Source organism: Colwellia sp. MEBiC06753 (assembly GCF_053470325.1).
Window position 1 is genome coordinate 149,409 of sequence record NZ_JBQMTM010000005.1, and the last position, 17,701, is coordinate 167,109.

The following is a 17,701-nucleotide window of genomic DNA, read 5'->3' on the forward strand; positions in this document are numbered from 1 at the left end:
TTGTTCGCTTTTAAAAAGCCCGAGCAATGCTCGGGCTTGTTGTCTGGTTTAAATTATTGAGTGAACTCGATTTGAATCGCTTTCAAATAGCGTTGTTACCACAATAAATTTAACAAGGCTGCTTAGAAGCCTGCTAGCGCTTCAATTTCAATTTTCGCACCTGGGATAACTAAGTCGCAACGCACAGTTGAGCGCACTGGACGGTGGTCACCTAAATATGCCGCATAAGCTTTGTTGAATTCGGCAAAATCAGCAGCATCAGTTAACCAAATCGTCATTTTTATAAGGCTATCTTTAGTTAACCTATCAGTGTTGGATCGCCACTGACTTCTTTAATAATATCGGCGTCAGAATCAAAACTTTTTGGTGCTTGACCTTTACCGGTAAATACCAGTTTTGACCAATAGGCCTTAAACTGACTTTCCGATTTACCAACCACAGCATCTAAGAAATCCGATTTTGCTTGCCCTTCTTTTAATTCAATCGGGGTTGCATCACCACCGCCAGGGAATTTTTTTGATTTTCCTAAATATATTTTTTTTATATCTTTAGCATCTAGTGCATCAGCATTAGATGGGTGGACCATAACCGTTACTGCCTGAGCGCTAAACATAATGACGCTAGAGAATAACAGCATTGATTTAATAATATTCATGTGAAATTCTCCTTAAAAAACCAGATCGATACCTCTAGTAACAGCACTGTTGAGCAGTTCCGATACTCGGACAATATTGACCGATGCGGTTTTGGAGAGTTGCACCACAGGAAACTGAATATCTTTTGCACTGGATAGCCGTTCAACATTAGTGTTGGCGCTAACCATAGAAAGGATAAGGTAGATGATGAAACTTATTGTGCCAATGATTGGAATTAGATAAATCTTTTGAGAAATAGATAAACGATACAGAAAGTTCATATGCTTTACTCTAGTGACTGTTAATACAAAAGGTAGAACATAAAGTTAAATTTTTACAAAAAATCATTAATTAAATTAACGAGTTCTTAATTAATCGCCGAGCTTTATATATCAGTAAATTGCGCTATATCGTCAAAAGCTAGCTCAAAATCATTTTTTTTAGCATTTCTTTGATTGGTTGACAGCGCTGTCATTTTGGTGTGTAGTGAGTGATTGAAAATTTGTTTACACTAATCAGTATCATAATGAACTACTGGTTATTTTAAATTGCTTGCCTAATGCTATGGGCTATATCTTGTTTATTTTTCTGCCGTAATAAAAGTTGTAATCAAAAGCGCAATTAAGCTAGCAATAAAAACTGATGAATCAGTTAAAAATAATATTAGGGCGTATTGATCTTTTAAGTTTGTTTTTGCAGCAGTTTGTTGGAAATTTATACATAACCAGCACTTTTGATGTGTGATTATTCCCCGTGATAAAGTGCTAACACAGTAGAAATGACAACAAACGCTGCCTGAGAGGTTCGGTTAAAAGCGTTTTACTCTTTTTATTAAAGGGAAAGGTTGTGAGGTGGTTTGCGTAGATGACTAGGCGTCACACCTCACGCCGCGATTAAAACGCTTTTGTCTCGAATAAAAATTAAACAGCAAAGATCAACACGCCCTAATTAAAAGAACCAATTAAAAACTAATTAAAAAGAAAGAGTGGGGATATGAAGGAATTACAAAGTCGTTATCCGGTGTCGGCACAAGCAAAGTCAGTGACACATATTGATGCTGAAAACTATCAGCAGTTGTATCAACAATCCGTTGAACAGCCAGAGCAATTTTGGTCTGAACAGGCGGAAAAATTCATCGACTGGTATCAGCCGTGGAATTCGGTGTCGGAAGTCGACTTTAACAAGGCGGAAATTAGCTGGTTTAAAGGCGCTAAGCTTAATGTTAGCTATAACTGTATTGATCGTCATTTAGCGACACGCGCGAATCAAACCGCGATTATTTTTGAAGGTGATGAACCAACTGACGATTTAAATGTTACCTATCAAGAATTACATGATCATGTCAGTCGTTTTGCTCATTTACTTAAAGCTCGTGGCGTGAAAAAAGGTGATCGCGTTTGTATTTATATGCCAATGATCCCAGAAGTTGGTTATGCCATGCTTGCGTGTGCCCGTATTGGTGCCGTTCATTCTGTGGTCTTTGGTGGTTTTTCTACCGAGTCAATTAAAGCGCGAGTGCTTGATGCGGACTGCCAAGTCATTATCACTGCCGATGAAGGTGTACGAGGCGGCAAAAAAATTCCATTAAAAGCGAATGTTGATGCAGCCGTTGCGGATTGTCCGAACGTTCATTCGGTGATTATGGTTGAGCGTACCGGCGAAAGTGTTGGCTGGAATGAAGCGATTGACGTGAATTACAATCAAGTCATTGCCCAGTATCCAGCGAGCTACGAACCAGAAGTGATGGATGCTGAAGATCCATTATTTATACTTTATACCTCAGGCTCAACAGGTAAACCTAAAGGTGTGTTACATACCTGTGGTGGCTATCTTTTATATGCCGCCATGACCCACAAATACGTGTTCGATTATCAAGAAGGCGAAGTGTACTGGTGTACCGCTGATGCTGGCTGGATAACCGGTCATTCTTATATCTTCTATGGCCCATTAGCTAATGGTGCGACGACATTAGTATTTGAAGGCGTGCCAACTTATCCTGATGCAGGGCGTTGCTGGCAGGTCTGTGACAAGCACCAAGTGAATGTGTTTTATACAGCGCCAACGGCAATTCGCGCATTAATGAGTTTAGGTGACGAGCTAGTTAATAAGCATGATCGTTCGAGTATTCGTTTGTTAGGCTCGGTAGGAGAGCCGATTAATCCTGAAGCGTGGCATTGGTATTATGAAGTAGTTGGCGATAGCCGCTGCTCAATTGTTGATACCTGGTGGCAAACGGAAACCGGCGGCATTTTATTAACGTCACTGCCTGGTGCAGTCGATATGAAACCTGGGGTAGCTGGCAAACCATTTTTTGGTGTGCAACCAGCAATTTTCGATAAAGACGGCAATGAATTACAAGGCGAATGTTCAGGCTTATTGGTCATGACGGGGTCTTGGCCAGGGCAAATGCGTACGGTATATGGTGACCATCAACGTTTTTATGATACCTATTTTAGCCAGTATCCGGGCAATTACTTTACCGGTGATGGTGCCAAACGTGATGCTGATGGTTTTTATCAAATTACCGGTCGTGTTGATGATGTGCTTAATGTTTCTGGTCACCGTTTAGGTACAGCAGAAATTGAAAGTGCGTTAGTGCTTCATCCAGCGGTTGCTGAAGCGGCTGTGGTTGGTTACCCTCATGAAATTAAAGGGCAAGGTATCTATTGTTATGTGACCTTAATGTCAAAAGCCCATGTCTCTGATGAGCTTATTGGCGAATTACAAGAATTTGTTGCTAAAGAGTTAGGGCGCTTTGCTAAGCCTGATTATATTCAATACGCCCCTGGGTTACCTAAAACCCGCTCTGGAAAAATTATGCGTCGAATACTGCGTAAAATTGCTGAAAACGAGTTGGAAAACCTTGGTGATACTTCAACACTGGCAGATCCTGCTGTGGTGCAAAACCTAATTGATAATCGTATTGTTCATGGCTAATTGGCTTTGACTTAAAACAAAGCAAAACAAAAAGGCGCTTCGGCGTCTTTTTTCGTTTAAAACACATCAAAAATTTGTGCTGTAGGTAAATTTTTACGACTTTTTATCAATAGTCTTAAGTTGATAGTAATTGGCTTTAGCATAAATAGTTGTTTTAGATTAAAATGCTCGGCAAATTTTCTTCAATTCGAGCAGTTTAATGTATTGTCCTTTTTGCAGTGCAACCGACACCAAAGTCATTGACTCGCGTTTAGTGGCTGATGGTCACCAAATTAGACGTCGTCGTGAATGTACGGACTGTCATGAGCGATTCACCACCTTTGAAACTGCAGAACTCGTGATGCCACGCATTATCAAGCGCGACGGCTCACGCGAACCATTTAATGAAGATAAAATGCGCAGCGGTTTGCAGCGGGCATTAGAAAAGCGCCCAGTTAGTGTTGAAGAGATTGAATTGGCAATTAATAAAATCAAATCTCAACTTCGAGCGACCGGTGAGCGTGAAGTGTCGAGTGAATTTATGGGCAATATTATTATGGAGCAGCTTAAAGAGCTTGATAAAGTTGCCTATGTTCGCTTTGCATCAGTTTATCGTTCATTTGAAGATATTAAAGAGTTTGGTGAAGAAATTGCTCGTCTTGGTGATGAAAAAACAGCGGAAGAGAAATAGCCGATGATAGCTAACGCTAAATTTTCATTGGCTGATCATCAATTTATGACCAAAGCTATTGCTTTAGCCAAATTTGGTCATTACACGACTTCACCAAACCCCAGAGTTGGCTGCGTTATTGTTAAAGATGGCGAGGTTGTTGGTGAAGGCTTTCATCAAAAAGCAGGTGAGCCGCATGCTGAAGTACACGCCCTCAAACAAGCGGGTAATAAAGCCGAAGGTGCCACTGCATACGTCACACTTGAGCCATGCAGTCACTATGGCCGTACACCACCATGCGCAAAAGGCTTAATTGATGCGAAAGTGGCTAAAGTGATTGCCGCTATGGTTGATCCGAACCCGCAAGTAGCAGGTAGCGGCTTAGCCATGCTAAACGAGGCGGGTATTATCACCGCATATGGCTTATTGGCTGATGATGCCAGAGCGCTTAATCTTGGTTTTATTTCATTAATGGAGCGCAAGCGCCCGTATGTTCGTTGTAAGCTAGCATCAAGCTTAGATGGGCAAACAGCGATGGCAAGTGGCGAAAGTAAATGGATCACTTCACCATTAGCGCGCCAGGAGGTGCAACGTTTGCGGGCGCAAAGCTGTGCAGTAATTTCAGGGGCGAATACGGTTATTATTGATAATGCTAAATTAACCGTGCGCCAACAGGAATTGGGCGAGTTAGCCCAGCGCTACCCTCAACAGCAGGTAAGACAACCTGTGCGAGTAATTATTGATGGTCAAAACCGCTTAACACCAGATTTGGCGTTATTTAGCCATGAAAGTCCGGTTATAATTATTAGCGATACTATTGAAACTGAGCACCAATGGCCGCATTTTGTCTCTCGAGTCGCCATTGAGAAGCATGATGGTAAAATAGCACTTGCTCAGGTGATTTCATATTTGGGCAGCCTTGGCTTAAACGATTTGTTTATTGAATCAGGGGTAAACCTTGCCGGCGCATTTATTGATGCCAACTTAGTTGACGAGTTGATTTTGTTCCAAGCCCCCAAATTAATGGGCAGTGGTAACCAAGGCTTAGTGTGTTTACCTTCAGTGCATCAATTAGTTGATGCTAAATCATTAAATATCACAGATGTGACTATGGTTGGCAGTGATTTAAAAATTGTCGCCACTTTTAACGAGATTAAATAATGTTTACCGGAATTATCGAAGCCATCGGCGTAATTAAAAATATTCAACTTAGTAGCGATGGTGCCAGAATTCAGGTAGCTGTCGGCCAGTTGGATATGTCAGATGTTAAACTAGGCGACTCAATTGCCACCAATGGAATTTGTTTAACGGTTATCAGTTTTGACAGCACGAGTTTTAGTGCCGATGTTTCGCTTGAAACCTTAAAACGCACCGGCTTTGCTAATTATAAAATAGGTCAGAGGGTTAATTTAGAAAAAGCCATGCTGCCTACCACTCGTTTTGGTGGTCATATTGTTTCCGGCCATGTTGACGCTGTTGCTGAGATAACTTCCATTGTGCCTTCGGGAAATAGTACTGATTACTGGCTGTCGATGGCTAAAGATATCGCGCCATATATCGCCGAGAAAGGCTCAATCACCATAGACGGCGTGAGCTTAACGGTGAACAGTTTAAACGAAACCAGTTTTCGTTTAACCATAGTGCCTCATACGACTGAGCAAACCATTATCAGCAGCTATGTTGTTGGTACTAAAGTAAATATTGAAGTAGATGTAATGGCGCGTTACATCGAGCGACTTTTAAATAAAAATCAAGTAAGTGACTCAAATTCAGGAGTTACCCAATCGTTGCTGGCGCGCAGCGGCTTTATCAAATAATCAAAGAGGCAGTTATGCAATTAAATACGCCACAGGAAATAATTGAAGACATCAAGCAAGGTAAGATGGTTATCTTGATGGATGATGAAGATCGTGAAAATGAAGGCGACTTCATTATGGCGGCCGAGTTAGTCACGCCAGAGGCGATTAACTTTATGGCAACGCATGGTCGTGGATTAATTTGTTTACCTATGTCTCGCCAGCGTTGTGAATTATTAAAGTTGCCATTAATGGTGGACAAAAATGATGCGCAATTTACCACTAACTTTACTGTGTCTATTGAAGCTGCAGAGGGCGTGACTACCGGTATTTCTGCTGCGGATCGCGCAACAACCATTTTAGCGGCTGTCAGTAAAACCGCTGATGCTAATTCAATTGTCCAGCCTGGTCATATTTTTCCATTAATCGCTAAAGACGGGGGCGTATTAAATCGCGCAGGACATACGGAAGCTGGCGTTGATTTAGCGCGTTTAGCAGGTTTAGAGCCTGCGGCGGTTATTGTTGAAATTTTAAATGAAGACGGCACTATGGCCCGTCGCCCTGATTTAGAAGTTATTGCTGAAAAGCATGGCGTGAAAATGGGCACCATTGCCGATTTAATTGAATACCGTAACGCCAATGAAACTACTATTGAGCGCATTTCACAGTGTAAATTACCAACGGCATTTGGCGAATTTGACTTAACCGTATTTAAAGACACCATTGACGGCCAAGCGCATTTTGCCTTAACCAAAGGTGATATCTCACCAGAAACACCAACCTTAGTGCGCGTTCACTTAGAAAATACCTTTAGAGACTTGTTGTTTAGCCAACGTGATAGCATTAACAAATGGCCAATTGGTAAAGCGCTAGAGCGCATTGCAGATGAAGGCGGTGTGCTGGTGTTGCTTGGCAAGCATGAATCACCTGATAGCTTGATTGGGCAAGTAGAGAAATATGCCAAGCTAGATGCAGGTGAAACGGTTAAAGAAGTTAAACGTCATATTGGCTCTAGAAACGTTGGCGTTGGTTCACAAATTTTAGCGAATTTAGGTGTGGGAAAAATGCGCTTATTAAGCTCGCAAACTAAGTACCATTCATTATCTGGTTTTGGTTTGGAAGTTGTTGAATATATTGCTGAATAACGCATAGCGCAGCGTTCACTAAACCAATCGAAAAAAACCACCGTTAGGTGGTTTTTTTTCGCCTTGTATTTTTAACAACAATTGAAATGTTACTGAACGAGACAAAGTTTAATTGATTGTTAAATTTATGTTTGAATTGAGGCGAAACACTGATTTAATAAGCTGGTCTGATAAGTAAAAAATATAAACGTGCAACCTTTAGTTCACGTCCATAATAAAAATAAGCCAGATAAAAAAAGAAGTAGGTGTTCACATGAATGTAAAAATTGCACATAAAATTGTGCTTGGTTTTGCTGTCATTCTGTTATTGCTAATTTTTGCTAGCGTAAGCTCTATTGGTATTTTAGTTGATATAGAGCGAGCCACAGCACAGGTTGATGAAGTAGCAGTTCCAATCCAGAAACAAAGCAATGCTATTCATATTGCGTTGTTAAAGCAAGCTAAACAGGCTTCACAAATTGATGGTGCCACAAGTGAAGAGCAGCTAGCAGCACAACAACAAGCTTTTGCTGAGCAAGGGGAGCTCATTACTCAATATAAGCAAGGTTTGATGCAACTTGAACTTGATGCTGCTACTAGCAAACAATTAAAACAGTTTGAACAAGAACATAGCGCGTTTAAGGCAACAGTTGAACAAATGTATGTGTTTAAACGTAAATTGCTTGAAAACAATATTAAGCTCAAAGAGGTTAATACAGCGCTTAATAATCATTTAGATGAAGCTGGCGCATTGCTGATTGATTTAAGTTATATCGAAGATCCTGATAATCAACAAAAAGTTGATCTGATTGCCGGTACTGCTGCGCAAACAGAAGGCTACTTACTTAGTTTAACCGAAGCGATAAAGGGCGTTCTGGTTATTGCTGACTTGGCCGAAGTTGGTGACAATCAATTATTGATTGAACAAGGAACATCAAATGTCGAAAACCTATTAAACTACCTTGTACGCTTGGGTGAAGATTATGATACTGATGGCGTCATAGAGCAATTTGTTAGTGAATATAACCAAGCGAAACAGCTTATAAATGGTGACGGCAGCGTCTTTTCGGTAAAAGTGACTCAGTTGGAAAATAAACAGCAATTGCTTAATGCCCTTAACCAGTCAGAAACGCAAATTAATCAAGTTATTGCCAGTATTGATAGTTTAGCTAAACAGGTTGATAAAAACCTTACCGAGCTTCAACGAGACGTATTTAATAATGTCGATAACGGTAAAATACTCACGTCAGTGATTTTAGTTGTGATAATTATTGTCAGCGTGTTTATCGCGTTTATTACCATTAGAACTATGTTAAGGCCGCTGGCGCGCATAAACCAAGTGCTTGATTCTATTGCTAAAGGGGATTTAACCAAAACCTTGGTTGATAACAGTAATGATGAATATGGACAACTATCCAGTAATATCAATGCGGTGGTCGCTAGCCTAAAAACCTTAATTAATGAAATTGGTCAGAATTCAACGGCGCTTAATCACGCGGCGTCACGCTCAGAAGAAGAACTGCAATCGGTCGCAATCTCGTTAGATTCTCAGCAACAAACCGTTGCAAATGTTACCGACATTACTCAGGCGCTGAATCAAAATGCTGATGATGTCTTGGCTAAATCAACTGATGCCGAGCAACAAATGACTGAGGCATTAGCACGTAGTAGCGAGTTGGAGCAGCGTGCCAACAGCACTGCCAGTCAAATTAGTGATTTAAGTCATTTGTTAGATGAAACAGCAGATCGTATTACAACACTTAATCAAGAAGCCACTAATATCAGCAGCATATTGGAAACCATTCAAAGTATTGCTGATCAAACCAATTTATTAGCGCTTAATGCGGCAATAGAAGCTGCGCGAGCAGGGGAGGCTGGCCGAGGTTTTTCTGTGGTTGCAGATGAAGTGAGAATGCTAGCAAGCCGCACTCAAGAATCAACGGCAGAAATAAATACCATGATCCAGTCATTACAGTCTCAAACCGGTGCGGTTGTTACTGAAATAGAGCAAGGGAAGAGTGGCGCTAGACGATGTCAAACTGATACTGAGTTGTTATTAGAAACGCTGGAAACCATCAGCCAAGCAATTGAAAAAATGCACTTAATGAGCGGAGATATATCCTCTGCGGCGAATCAGCAAAATCAGCTTAGTGGTGACATAAACCAAAGTATTGCGCTGGTGTCTGAAATGAGTCAGCACAGCAGCGAAAAATCCAGTGTTACGTTAAATTATAGTAATGAAGTTGCGCAATTGGCTAAGCAGTTAGAGCGAGCAATTGATGCATTTAAAGTGGCTTAGTTGATACGCTACATTAAAATTTGATTATCCTTAGCTTGGCATATTTCGGCTGTTAACTATATGGGCAATACAGCTACTTATGCCTAGCCAAGGTAACTTTAAGTATATTTGAGGTGATTTTTCGAACTTACTGCCTATCTAGTTATATACCTAGCAATGTATCTAGCAAATGTATCCAGCAATATCTCGCTAGTTAATTAATAACCTTCGCATTGTCGGTTGTATTTTAAAATAACGACAACCTAATTGTTATTTAACGCTCATGTTAAATGTTTGTTCATACCTTGTTGTCAATTTGTGTGCATGGTTTGTTTTTACATGTAATTATTGCTAGAACCAAAATATCAGTTAGTATTTGTACAGTAGTTCAATAATTTCAATATCTTGTTTATTTTTATGCTCGCTAACGGTTCTGTATCATTTCGTCAAACTGCCACAACTTATGTTAGCTCGGTGTTGTCGGCACTTTGGCATGTATTAGCGTTTATTGTGTTATTGGCGTTAGTTTTAATGTGCGCTACTCAAGCTCAAGCTCAAGCTCAAGCTCAAGCCAAAGCTCAAGCTCCGCAGAAGTTCACTATAGCCGCAGCAGAACTTAGCGGATTATTTCTCAAAGGTGATGGAAAAACTAAAGGTGTTTATTACCAATTAATTGAGCAAGTACTGGTTTAGGCAGGGCTCGATAACGATTACCGCATTGTCACGTTACCGATGAAGCGCGCTAAATTGAAGTTTATGCATAAAAAGGTAGCCTGTTATTCACCTGGCATGGAGTCATTTAATGCAAGTGAATTAAATCAGTTTTCTGCGTTATCAATTACCGAACAAGACCTTGTTGACAGCAATGATTTTAATCAGGCATTAGTTAAAGTTGTCGCATTAACTGATGAGCAAGTCGCTCATTCTGTCGATGATATCGATAATACCGATAAAGTCAGTTATGTTCGCGGCATTCCACTTAGTGAACCGCTACTTGCTATTCTTGATAAAGCTGGCTCGGTACTTGAAGTTAGCAGTGAAGTAGAAAATATTAAGTTGCTGCAATCAAAAAGGGTTGATCATATTTTCGGTTTTTACCCCGATATTTTATTTGCTTACGATGAACTGAGTGTTGAGCAACCGTACCCGTTTTCTAAAGAGTTCACACCGCTTAAAGTAGGCGACTCAATTGTTTGCTATAAACAACATGCTCAATTTATTGAAAAATTTAATGAGCTCCTTAATCGGTTTCGACAAGATGGACGGTTACAGGAAATATTACAGCGCTCTTACATTCCTGAATAAATATGCCGGAGTAAAGCACACAAAAAAACAAAGGGGAGAGTCGTTCAATAAAAGGTTTAGCGTTAATAATTAACCAGCCACTAAAAGCCCTATTGGCAAATAGGATTTTTAGTGGCTGATGACAAGTTTTAGTAGGAAAAAGAAAAACTATAAGGCAATAAATTGATTAATTTTGCCAATAATACCTTCGTAATCTAACCCTAGTTCGTGATGAATTTCTTGTTGAGTACCGTGTTTAATAAAGCTGTCAGGTAAACCAATATTGAGTACTTTTACTGCTAGCCCTTGACTAAGAATAAACTCATTTACAGCAGAACCGGCACCGCCTGCAATGGCGTTGTCTTCAATCGTTACAATCAATTCGTGACTTTCAGCCATCTCTTGAATTAAGGTTTCATCCAGCGGTTTAACAAAACGCATATCGACCAGGCTGGCGTTTAACGCTGCTGCAGCTTTTTCTGACTCACCCAACATAGTGCCAAAATTTAATATCGCTATTTTTTCACCTTGGCGTTTCACTAATCCTTTGCCTATTTCTATGGTTTCGTGCAATTCAGGTAACGCTACACCTATGCCATTGCCTCTTGGGTAGCGCACAGCTGCAGGCCCTTGATGCAAGTGACCTGTGGTTAACATAAGCTGGCACTCACGCTCATCAGATGGTGTCATAATTACCATGTTTGGAATGCAGCGCATAAAGCTTAAATCAAACGCGCCTTGGTGAGTAGGTCCATCAGCACCAACAATGCCTGCGCGATCGATGGCAAATAAAACCGGTAAGTTTTGAATAGCAACATCGTGGATCAGTTGATCATAGCCGCGCTGTAAGAAACTTGAATAAATTGCGACTACGGCATTTTGTCCGCCAATCGCTAAGCCTGCGGCATATGTAACAGCGTGTTGCTCAGCAATAGCAACATCAAAGTATTGCTCAGGAAAGCGTTGGCTAAACTCTACCATGCCCGAGCCTTCGCGCATTGCAGGCGTTATCGCCATCAGTTTGCTGTCTTTTTCTGCCATTTTGCATAGCCAGTCGCCAAAAATTTGCGAATAGCTAGGTGCGCTTGGCTGACTTTTCGGCAGTGACGTGTCTGCTGGGTTAAATTTTGGCACGGCATGATATTTAATTGGATCTTGCTCGGCAGCTTCATAACCTTTGCCTTTTTTGGTGGCAATATGCAGTATTTGTGGGCCTTTAAGGTTGCGCATATTGCGAATAGTGTCCACCAAGCCGTTAACGTCATGACCGTCAATTGGTCCAATATAGTTAAAGCCGAGCTCTTCAAAAAATGTGCTCGGTACTACCATGCCTTTAAGGTGCTCTTCGGCGCGGCTAGCCAGTTCTTTGATTGGTGGTAAATTATTAAGTAAGCGTTTACTACCTTCTCTAAACCCAGTGTAGAAACTACCTGATAGTAGTTTTGCTAAGTGATTATTTAGTGCGCCAACATTTTCCGATATCGACATTTCGTTATCATTTAAGATAACGAGCATATCTTTATGAATATCGCCAGCGTGGTTTAAAGCTTCAAATGCCATGCCAGCAGTCATGGCACCATCGCCAATTACGGCGACAACTTTTTCACCTGTGCCATTTTTTTCAGCGGCAACGGCTAACCCTAGCGCAGCAGAAATAGAAGTACTTGAATGGCCAACGCTTAACACGTCGTATTCACTTTCTTCACGCCATGGGAACGGGTGTAACCCGTCTTTTTGTCTAATGGTGTGCAGTTGATCGCGACGGCCGGTTAGTATTTTATGTGGATAAGCTTGGTGACCAACATCCCAAATTAAATGATCAACAGGGGTGTTATATACGTAATGCAAAGCAACCGTTAATTCAATAGTGCCAAGACCTGAAGCGAAGTGACCACTACTTTTACTAACCGAATTGAGTAAGTAAGCTCTTAATTCATCACTGACTTGAGGTAATTGCTCTTTTTTAAGTAGGCGTAAGTCATCAGGCGTATCAATTTTTGATAGTAACGGGTAGTCAGCAAGGTTTATCGTCATAATATTATTAGTGCGTACGGTGGACTATAAAAGTCGCAAAATCAGCTAAATTCTGCGTATTGTAGGGCAAACGGGCTAAAGCTTGAAGTGATTCTTGATATAAGTCTTCGGCTTTTTGTTTTGCACCATCTAAGCCAAGCAAAGCAGGGTAGGTACTTTTGTTGGCTTGAAGATCGGAACCTTTAGGTTTACCTAATTCTTCTTCTGAAGACGTTATGTCGATAATGTCGTCCTGTACTTGATACGCAAGGCCAATTAATTTGGCATAATCTGCCAGCGCTCGTTTTTCTTCGACAGTGACATTAACCGCGCATTCAGCCGCCATTAATACAGATGCTTGTAACAAGGCGCCAGTTTTTAGTCGGTGTAATTGTTCAAGTTGGTTAATATCTACTGTTTTTCCGGTTGCGCTTAGATCTAGCGCCTGTCCACCACACATGCCAGCGTAGCCCGACGCAGTGACTAATTGTTGGATCAGTTGTATGCGCTTAACATCAATAGCTGCACTGAGCGGGCTGTTTGCCAGAAAATCAAAAGCTAAGGTTTGTAAGCTATCGCCAGCTAAGATTGCGGTCGCTTCATCAAATGCTTTGTGACAAGTTGGCTGGCCGCGACGTAAGTCGTCGTCGTCCATTGCAGGCAAATCATCGTGTAATAGTGAATACGCGTGAATACATTCAAGTGCACAGGCAATTGGGTCTATGTCGGCAATGTTAGCACCAAGGGTTTCACCCGTAAGGTAAGCGAGATATGGACGCATACGTTTGCCACCAATTAATAAGCCATAACGCATGGCATCAAGTAGCTTTTGATCGTTAACTTCTAGACTATCGAGTTTTGCACTTAATAATTGATTAACACGGGTTTGTAATTCGGCTAAATTTGCTAATGAACTCACAGCAGTCTTACTCTTCTAGATCAAAGTCAGCTAAGGTCTGTTGGCCATTTTGTTGAACTAACATTTTAATTTTTTGCTCAGCACTTTGCAGCTTTTGCTGGCTTAACTGGCTTAACTTAAGCCCACGCTCAAAAATTTCCATCGAACTTTCTAAACTTAGTTCACCTTGTTCAAGTTGTTGGACGATGGTATCTAGTTCGGCAATAGCCTCTTCAAAACTTAAATTTTCAACTTTCTTTTTGGCCATGGGAATAAACAATCTTTAGGTGTTTTGCTAATTAGGCGCAAAGGTACATGAGCAGCCAGCTAAGGTCAATTAATCTCAATCAACAGAAAATGCGGAAATTTAGTTAAGTTATTGACGTGACGGGCGATAATATCTTTATTACTATTCGCGAATAATAAATTGATAATGTATTATCAAAGATGTTTTAGTCGTTAAAGACACTAATTTAGGAGGCAGTTTGTGGATTTAGCTACGCTACTTGGGATATTGGGAGCTGTAGGCTTCGTCGTAATGGCAATGGTGCTAGGTGGCGATATCTCAATGTTTGTCGATACTCAGTCTATTTTGATTGTATTTTGTGGTTCAATTTTCGTGGTCCTGTCAAACTATAACCTTGGCCAATTTTTCTCTATTGGAAAAATCATCGGCAAGGCTTTTATGTTCAAAATAGAAAAGCCTGAAGAGTTAATTGAAAAGTCAGTTGAAATGGCAGACGCTGCGCGTAAAGGTGGTTTTTTAGCACTGGAAGAAGCAGAAATATCAAATGCCTTTATGCAAAAGGGGGTTGATATGCTGGTTGACGGTCACGATGCCGATGTGGTGCGTGGCACTTTGCAAAAAGATATTGCGTTAACGACTGAGCGTCATGAAACCGGAATTGGTATGCTTGGCGCGCTTGCTGAAGTCGCTCCAGCGATGGGCATGATCGGTACCTTAATCGGTTTAGTGGCGATGTTATCAAATATGGACGATCCTAAGGCGATTGGCCCTGCAATGGCGGTTGCGCTATTAACTACGCTATATGGTGCTTTTCTAGCCAACGTAATAGCCATTCCAATTGCCAATAAATTGAAGTTACGTTTAGCAGAAGAAAAACTTAATCAAGAACTTATTCTCGATGCGGTACTGGGTATTCAAGACGGCCAAAATCCACGAGTGATTGAAGGTTTATTGAAGAATTACCTTGCCGAAGGTAAGCGCACTGTTAATACCACTGAAGAGTAAAAGGAGTTAGCAATGGCGAATCCTCCTCCAGAGTGTAAATGTCCACCACCAGGTTTACCGTCATGGATGGGGACATTTGCTGATCTGATGTCGCTATTAATGTGTTTCTTTGTATTGCTGTTATCGTTTTCAGAAATGGATGTGCTTAAATTCAAACAAATAGCTGGCTCGATGAAATTTGCTTTTGGTGTACAAAATAAAATTGAAGTTAAAGATATACCAAAAGGTACCAGCATTATTGCTCAAGAGTTTCGACCTGGTAAACCTGAGCCAACGCCGATTGAAGTCATTCAGCAGCAAACCATGGAAATGACTCAGCAAATGCTGGAATTCCAAGCGGGTGATGAAACCTCGGCTGGTGGTCGCCAAGAGCAGCGAGGTACCGAGCGCGGTGGTCAGTCACAAAGTACTGACACCCAAATGTCGCAGCAGCAAATAGAGCAGGCACAAGAGCAACTAGAGCAAGCTCAGCAAGAGCAAGTTAATGAACTAGTGAAGAAAATTGCTGAGCAAATGGAGCAACAAATTCAAGATGGTGCCATTGAACTTGAAGCGTTGGGTCAGCAAATTACCATCAGAATTCGTGAAAATGGCTCGTTCCCATCAGGTTCGGCATTTTTACAACCTAAATTTAAACCAATAATTCGTGAAATAGGCGAATTACTTAACACGGTTCCTGGTGAAATTATGGTGTCAGGAAATACTGATAACCAAGCGATACATTCTGAGCTGTTTCGTTCAAACTGGGATTTATCGAGTCAACGTGCAGTAGCCATTGCCCATGAGTTAGTAAAAGTGCCTAATTTTGACCCAACAAGGTTGTTAGTTGTCGGGCATGCCGATACTAGACCATTGGTGCCCAATACTAATGCACTTAATCGACGCCGTAATCGACGTGTTGAAATTTCGATTAACCAGGGTAAATCTAAGGTCACAGATCCAATTTCGTTAAGTGAACCTTCTGGCAATTAAATGTAGGGTCTGTTGATCTTTGTTTGAAATTTATGCTGAGTGATAAAATGACGGTAATCAAGGCAAAAACTCTGAAGTTTAGTGAGCTCAACGATGAGCTTTTAACGAAGAGTAACGTCATTTTTGCCTCAGCCCTTCGGGCAATGACTATTTTTAATACTAGCGGCATTAGCATTCGCTCATTTGGAATAACCAAACTTCACTCATGCTGCTTTGCTATTATCAAAATAGCCTGTTGCAGAAAAAACAAACAACGTTCAACAGACCCTAGGGTTTATTCCATTAAAAAAGAGCGGCGTTTAGTCGCTCTTTTTTATTGGGATTTTATATTTTATGAACAGCTTTAATTCAGGTATAATGCGCGCCATTTATTTACCCATCACCGCTAGTTAGGCAGTTTTAATGAAATTTATCGTCAAGTTACAGGCTGAAATTGCGATCAAAAGTCGCCCTGTAAGAAAGCGTTTTACCAAAATATTAGAGTCGAATATTAAGAATGTACTTCGACGTGTTGATGAAATGGTTACAACGCAGGTTAACTGGGACAGCATTGAGGTTAACACGAAAAATAATACCGAACAAAACCGTCTGGCGTTAATCGACACCCTAAAATGTATTCCAGGTATAGCGACATTTATTGAAGTTCAGCAAACCGATTTTACTGATCTGCACAATATTTATGAAAAAACACTAGCGGTTCATGCCGACACTATTGTTGATAAAACGTTTTGTGTGCGGGTAAAGCGTGTGGGCGAACACGACTTTAGTTCCCTGCAAGTAGAGCAATATGTTGGTGGCGGTCTAAATCAAGCCGTTGACTCTGCTAAAGTGAAACTGAAAAAACCAGATGTCACCATCCGTTTAGAAATTAACAAAGAAAAGCTGTTTATTGTTACAGAACTGCACAAAGGCTTAGGTGGCTTCCCAATCGCCACTCAAGAAGATGTGCTGTCGTTAATGTCTGGTGGCTTTGACTCTGGTGTTTCTAGCTACCAAATGATTAAAAAAGGTGCTCGTACGCATTATTGCTTCTTTAATTTAGGTGGCACAGCTCATGAAGTGGGCGTCAAACAAGTTAGCCATTATTTATGGAATAAGTATGGTGCCTCTCATCGCGTTAAGTTTATTGCGATTGATTTTGATCCAGTTGTCGCTGAAATCCTAGAAAACATCGAAAATGGTCAAATGGGCGTGATCTTAAAGCGTATGATGATGCGTGCAGGTGCCAAAGTTGCAGAAAAACTCGGTATTCAAGCGCTAGTGACCGGTGAGGCGTTAGGGCAAGTTTCTAGCCAGACACTGACTAATTTGAATGTAATTGATCGCGTTACCGAAACTTTAATTTTACGCCCGTTAGCCGCTTACGATAAGCAAGATATTATTGATATTGCGCGTGAAATTGGTACCGAAGATTTTGCTAAAACTATTCCTGAGTACTGTGGTGTGATTTCGAAGAAGCCAACGGTAAAAGCAGTGCTTTCAAAAATTGAAGCGGAAGAGCAAAATTTTGACTTTTCGATATTAGAGCGTGTGGTTGAAAATGCCCGTGTATTTGATATACGTGATATTGGTCAAGAGACAGAACAAGAAGTACACGCGGTACAAGAATTATCGGCCATTGATGCAAACACCGTTATTGTCGATATTCGTAGTCCTGAAGAGGAAGATGAAAAACCGCTAGAGTTAGACGGTGTTGAAGTGATCCATATTCCATTCTTTAAATTAGGCACTCAGTTTGGCGATTTAGATAAATCAAAGCAGTATTTATTGTATTGCGATAGAGGGGTAATGAGTAAGTTACAAGCCTTGTATTTACATGACAATGGCTTTAACAATGTTCATGTTTATCGTCCTTAGTTAACT

The 17,701-nt window shown here is 40.9% G+C and carries 17 protein-coding genes; 12 read left to right on the forward strand and 5 right to left on the reverse strand.

Going from position 1 to position 17,701, the window contains the following annotated elements; all coding sequences use genetic code 11:
• Window positions 1–122 precede the first annotated feature (122 nt).
• Together ACOB82_RS06195 and ACOB82_RS06200 are read right to left on the reverse strand one after the other, a co-directional pair.
• Window positions 123–278, reverse strand: coding sequence for a RidA family protein (locus ACOB82_RS06195; RefSeq protein ID WP_448212073.1), 156 nt, complete (start codon window positions 276–278; stop codon window positions 123–125).
• Between the two features lie 20 nt (window positions 279–298).
• Complete coding sequence (locus tag ACOB82_RS06200; RefSeq protein WP_448212074.1) at window positions 299–655, reverse strand: phosphate ABC transporter substrate-binding protein; 357 nt, start codon at window positions 653–655, stop codon at window positions 299–301.
• 973 nt (window positions 656–1,628) lie between these two features.
• Between ACOB82_RS06200 and acs the strand changes: the two genes are divergently transcribed.
• From acs to ACOB82_RS06240, 8 genes are all read left to right on the forward strand, one after another.
• Complete coding sequence (acs, locus tag ACOB82_RS06205; protein ID WP_448212075.1) at window positions 1,629–3,572, forward strand: acetate--CoA ligase; 1,944 nt, start codon at window positions 1,629–1,631, stop codon at window positions 3,570–3,572.
• Between the two features lie 199 nt (window positions 3,573–3,771).
• Complete coding sequence (gene nrdR / locus ACOB82_RS06210; protein ID WP_448212076.1) at window positions 3,772–4,242, forward strand: transcriptional regulator NrdR; 471 nt, start codon at window positions 3,772–3,774, stop codon at window positions 4,240–4,242.
• Window positions 4,243–4,245: 3 nt separating this feature from the next.
• Complete coding sequence (gene ribD, locus ACOB82_RS06215) at window positions 4,246–5,382, forward strand: bifunctional diaminohydroxyphosphoribosylaminopyrimidine deaminase/5-amino-6-(5-phosphoribosylamino)uracil reductase RibD (RefSeq protein WP_448212077.1); 1,137 nt, start codon at window positions 4,246–4,248, stop codon at window positions 5,380–5,382.
• A complete protein-coding gene (locus tag ACOB82_RS06220) occupies window positions 5,382–6,038 on the forward strand; it encodes a riboflavin synthase (RefSeq protein ID WP_448212078.1) in 657 nt (218 codons plus the stop codon). The genes ribD and ACOB82_RS06220 overlap by 1 nt, the downstream gene beginning before the upstream one ends.
• Before the next feature lie 14 nt (window positions 6,039–6,052).
• Entirely contained in the window at window positions 6,053–7,162 is a 1,110-nt protein-coding gene (gene ribBA / locus ACOB82_RS06225; protein WP_448212079.1) for a bifunctional 3,4-dihydroxy-2-butanone-4-phosphate synthase/GTP cyclohydrolase II, read from the forward strand.
• 253 nt (window positions 7,163–7,415) lie between these two features.
• Window positions 7,416–9,440 carry a methyl-accepting chemotaxis protein gene (locus ACOB82_RS06230; protein ID WP_448212080.1) on the forward strand — a complete coding sequence of 675 codons (2,025 nt, stop codon included), beginning with the start codon at window positions 7,416–7,418 and terminating at the stop codon, window positions 9,438–9,440.
• Window positions 9,441–9,836: 396 nt separating this feature from the next.
• The gene (locus ACOB82_RS06235) at window positions 9,837–10,112 is read left to right on the forward strand and encodes a hypothetical protein (RefSeq protein WP_448212081.1); all 276 of its coding nucleotides are present in this window, start codon (window positions 9,837–9,839) and stop codon (window positions 10,110–10,112) included.
• Window positions 10,113–10,175: 63 nt separating this feature from the next.
• Window positions 10,176–10,724 (forward strand): hypothetical protein, encoded by a 549-nt coding sequence (locus ACOB82_RS06240; RefSeq protein WP_448212082.1) that lies wholly within the window; start codon window positions 10,176–10,178, stop codon window positions 10,722–10,724.
• Between the two features lie 147 nt (window positions 10,725–10,871).
• Here the strand turns inward: ACOB82_RS06240 and dxs are convergent, their stop codons facing one another.
• Genes dxs through ACOB82_RS06255 form a run of 3 tightly spaced genes read right to left on the reverse strand, consistent with a single transcriptional unit; the run spans window position 10,872 to window position 13,882 of the window.
• The gene (gene dxs / locus ACOB82_RS06245; protein WP_448212083.1) at window positions 10,872–12,737 is read right to left on the reverse strand and encodes a 1-deoxy-D-xylulose-5-phosphate synthase; all 1,866 of its coding nucleotides are present in this window, start codon (window positions 12,735–12,737) and stop codon (window positions 10,872–10,874) included.
• Between the two features lie 7 nt (window positions 12,738–12,744).
• On the reverse strand, window positions 12,745–13,635 hold the full coding sequence (ispA, locus tag ACOB82_RS06250; protein WP_448212084.1) for a (2E,6E)-farnesyl diphosphate synthase: 891 nt from the start codon (window positions 13,633–13,635) through the stop codon (window positions 12,745–12,747).
• Window positions 13,636–13,642: 7 nt separating this feature from the next.
• Window positions 13,643–13,882, reverse strand: a complete 240-nt coding sequence (locus tag ACOB82_RS06255) for an exodeoxyribonuclease VII small subunit (protein WP_448212085.1) — start codon at window positions 13,880–13,882, stop codon at window positions 13,643–13,645.
• Between the two features lie 219 nt (window positions 13,883–14,101).
• On the opposite strand from ACOB82_RS06255, the gene pomA reads away from it, so the two are divergent.
• The 4 genes from pomA to thiI are packed head-to-tail and all read left to right on the forward strand — an operon-like array spanning window position 14,102 to window position 17,695.
• Window positions 14,102–14,866, forward strand: coding sequence for a flagellar motor protein PomA (gene pomA / locus ACOB82_RS06260; protein WP_448212086.1), 765 nt, complete (start codon window positions 14,102–14,104; stop codon window positions 14,864–14,866).
• Between the two features lie 12 nt (window positions 14,867–14,878).
• On the forward strand, window positions 14,879–15,838 hold the full coding sequence (locus ACOB82_RS06265; RefSeq protein ID WP_448212087.1) for a flagellar motor protein MotB: 960 nt from the start codon (window positions 14,879–14,881) through the stop codon (window positions 15,836–15,838).
• A gap of 47 nt (window positions 15,839–15,885) precedes the next feature.
• On the forward strand, window positions 15,886–16,185 hold the full coding sequence (locus ACOB82_RS06270; protein ID WP_448212088.1) for a hypothetical protein: 300 nt from the start codon (window positions 15,886–15,888) through the stop codon (window positions 16,183–16,185).
• A 55-nt stretch (window positions 16,186–16,240) separates the two neighbouring features.
• A complete protein-coding gene (gene thiI, locus ACOB82_RS06275; RefSeq protein WP_448212089.1) occupies window positions 16,241–17,695 on the forward strand; it encodes a tRNA uracil 4-sulfurtransferase ThiI in 1,455 nt (484 codons plus the stop codon).
• The last annotated feature ends 6 nt before the right edge of the window (window positions 17,696–17,701 follow it).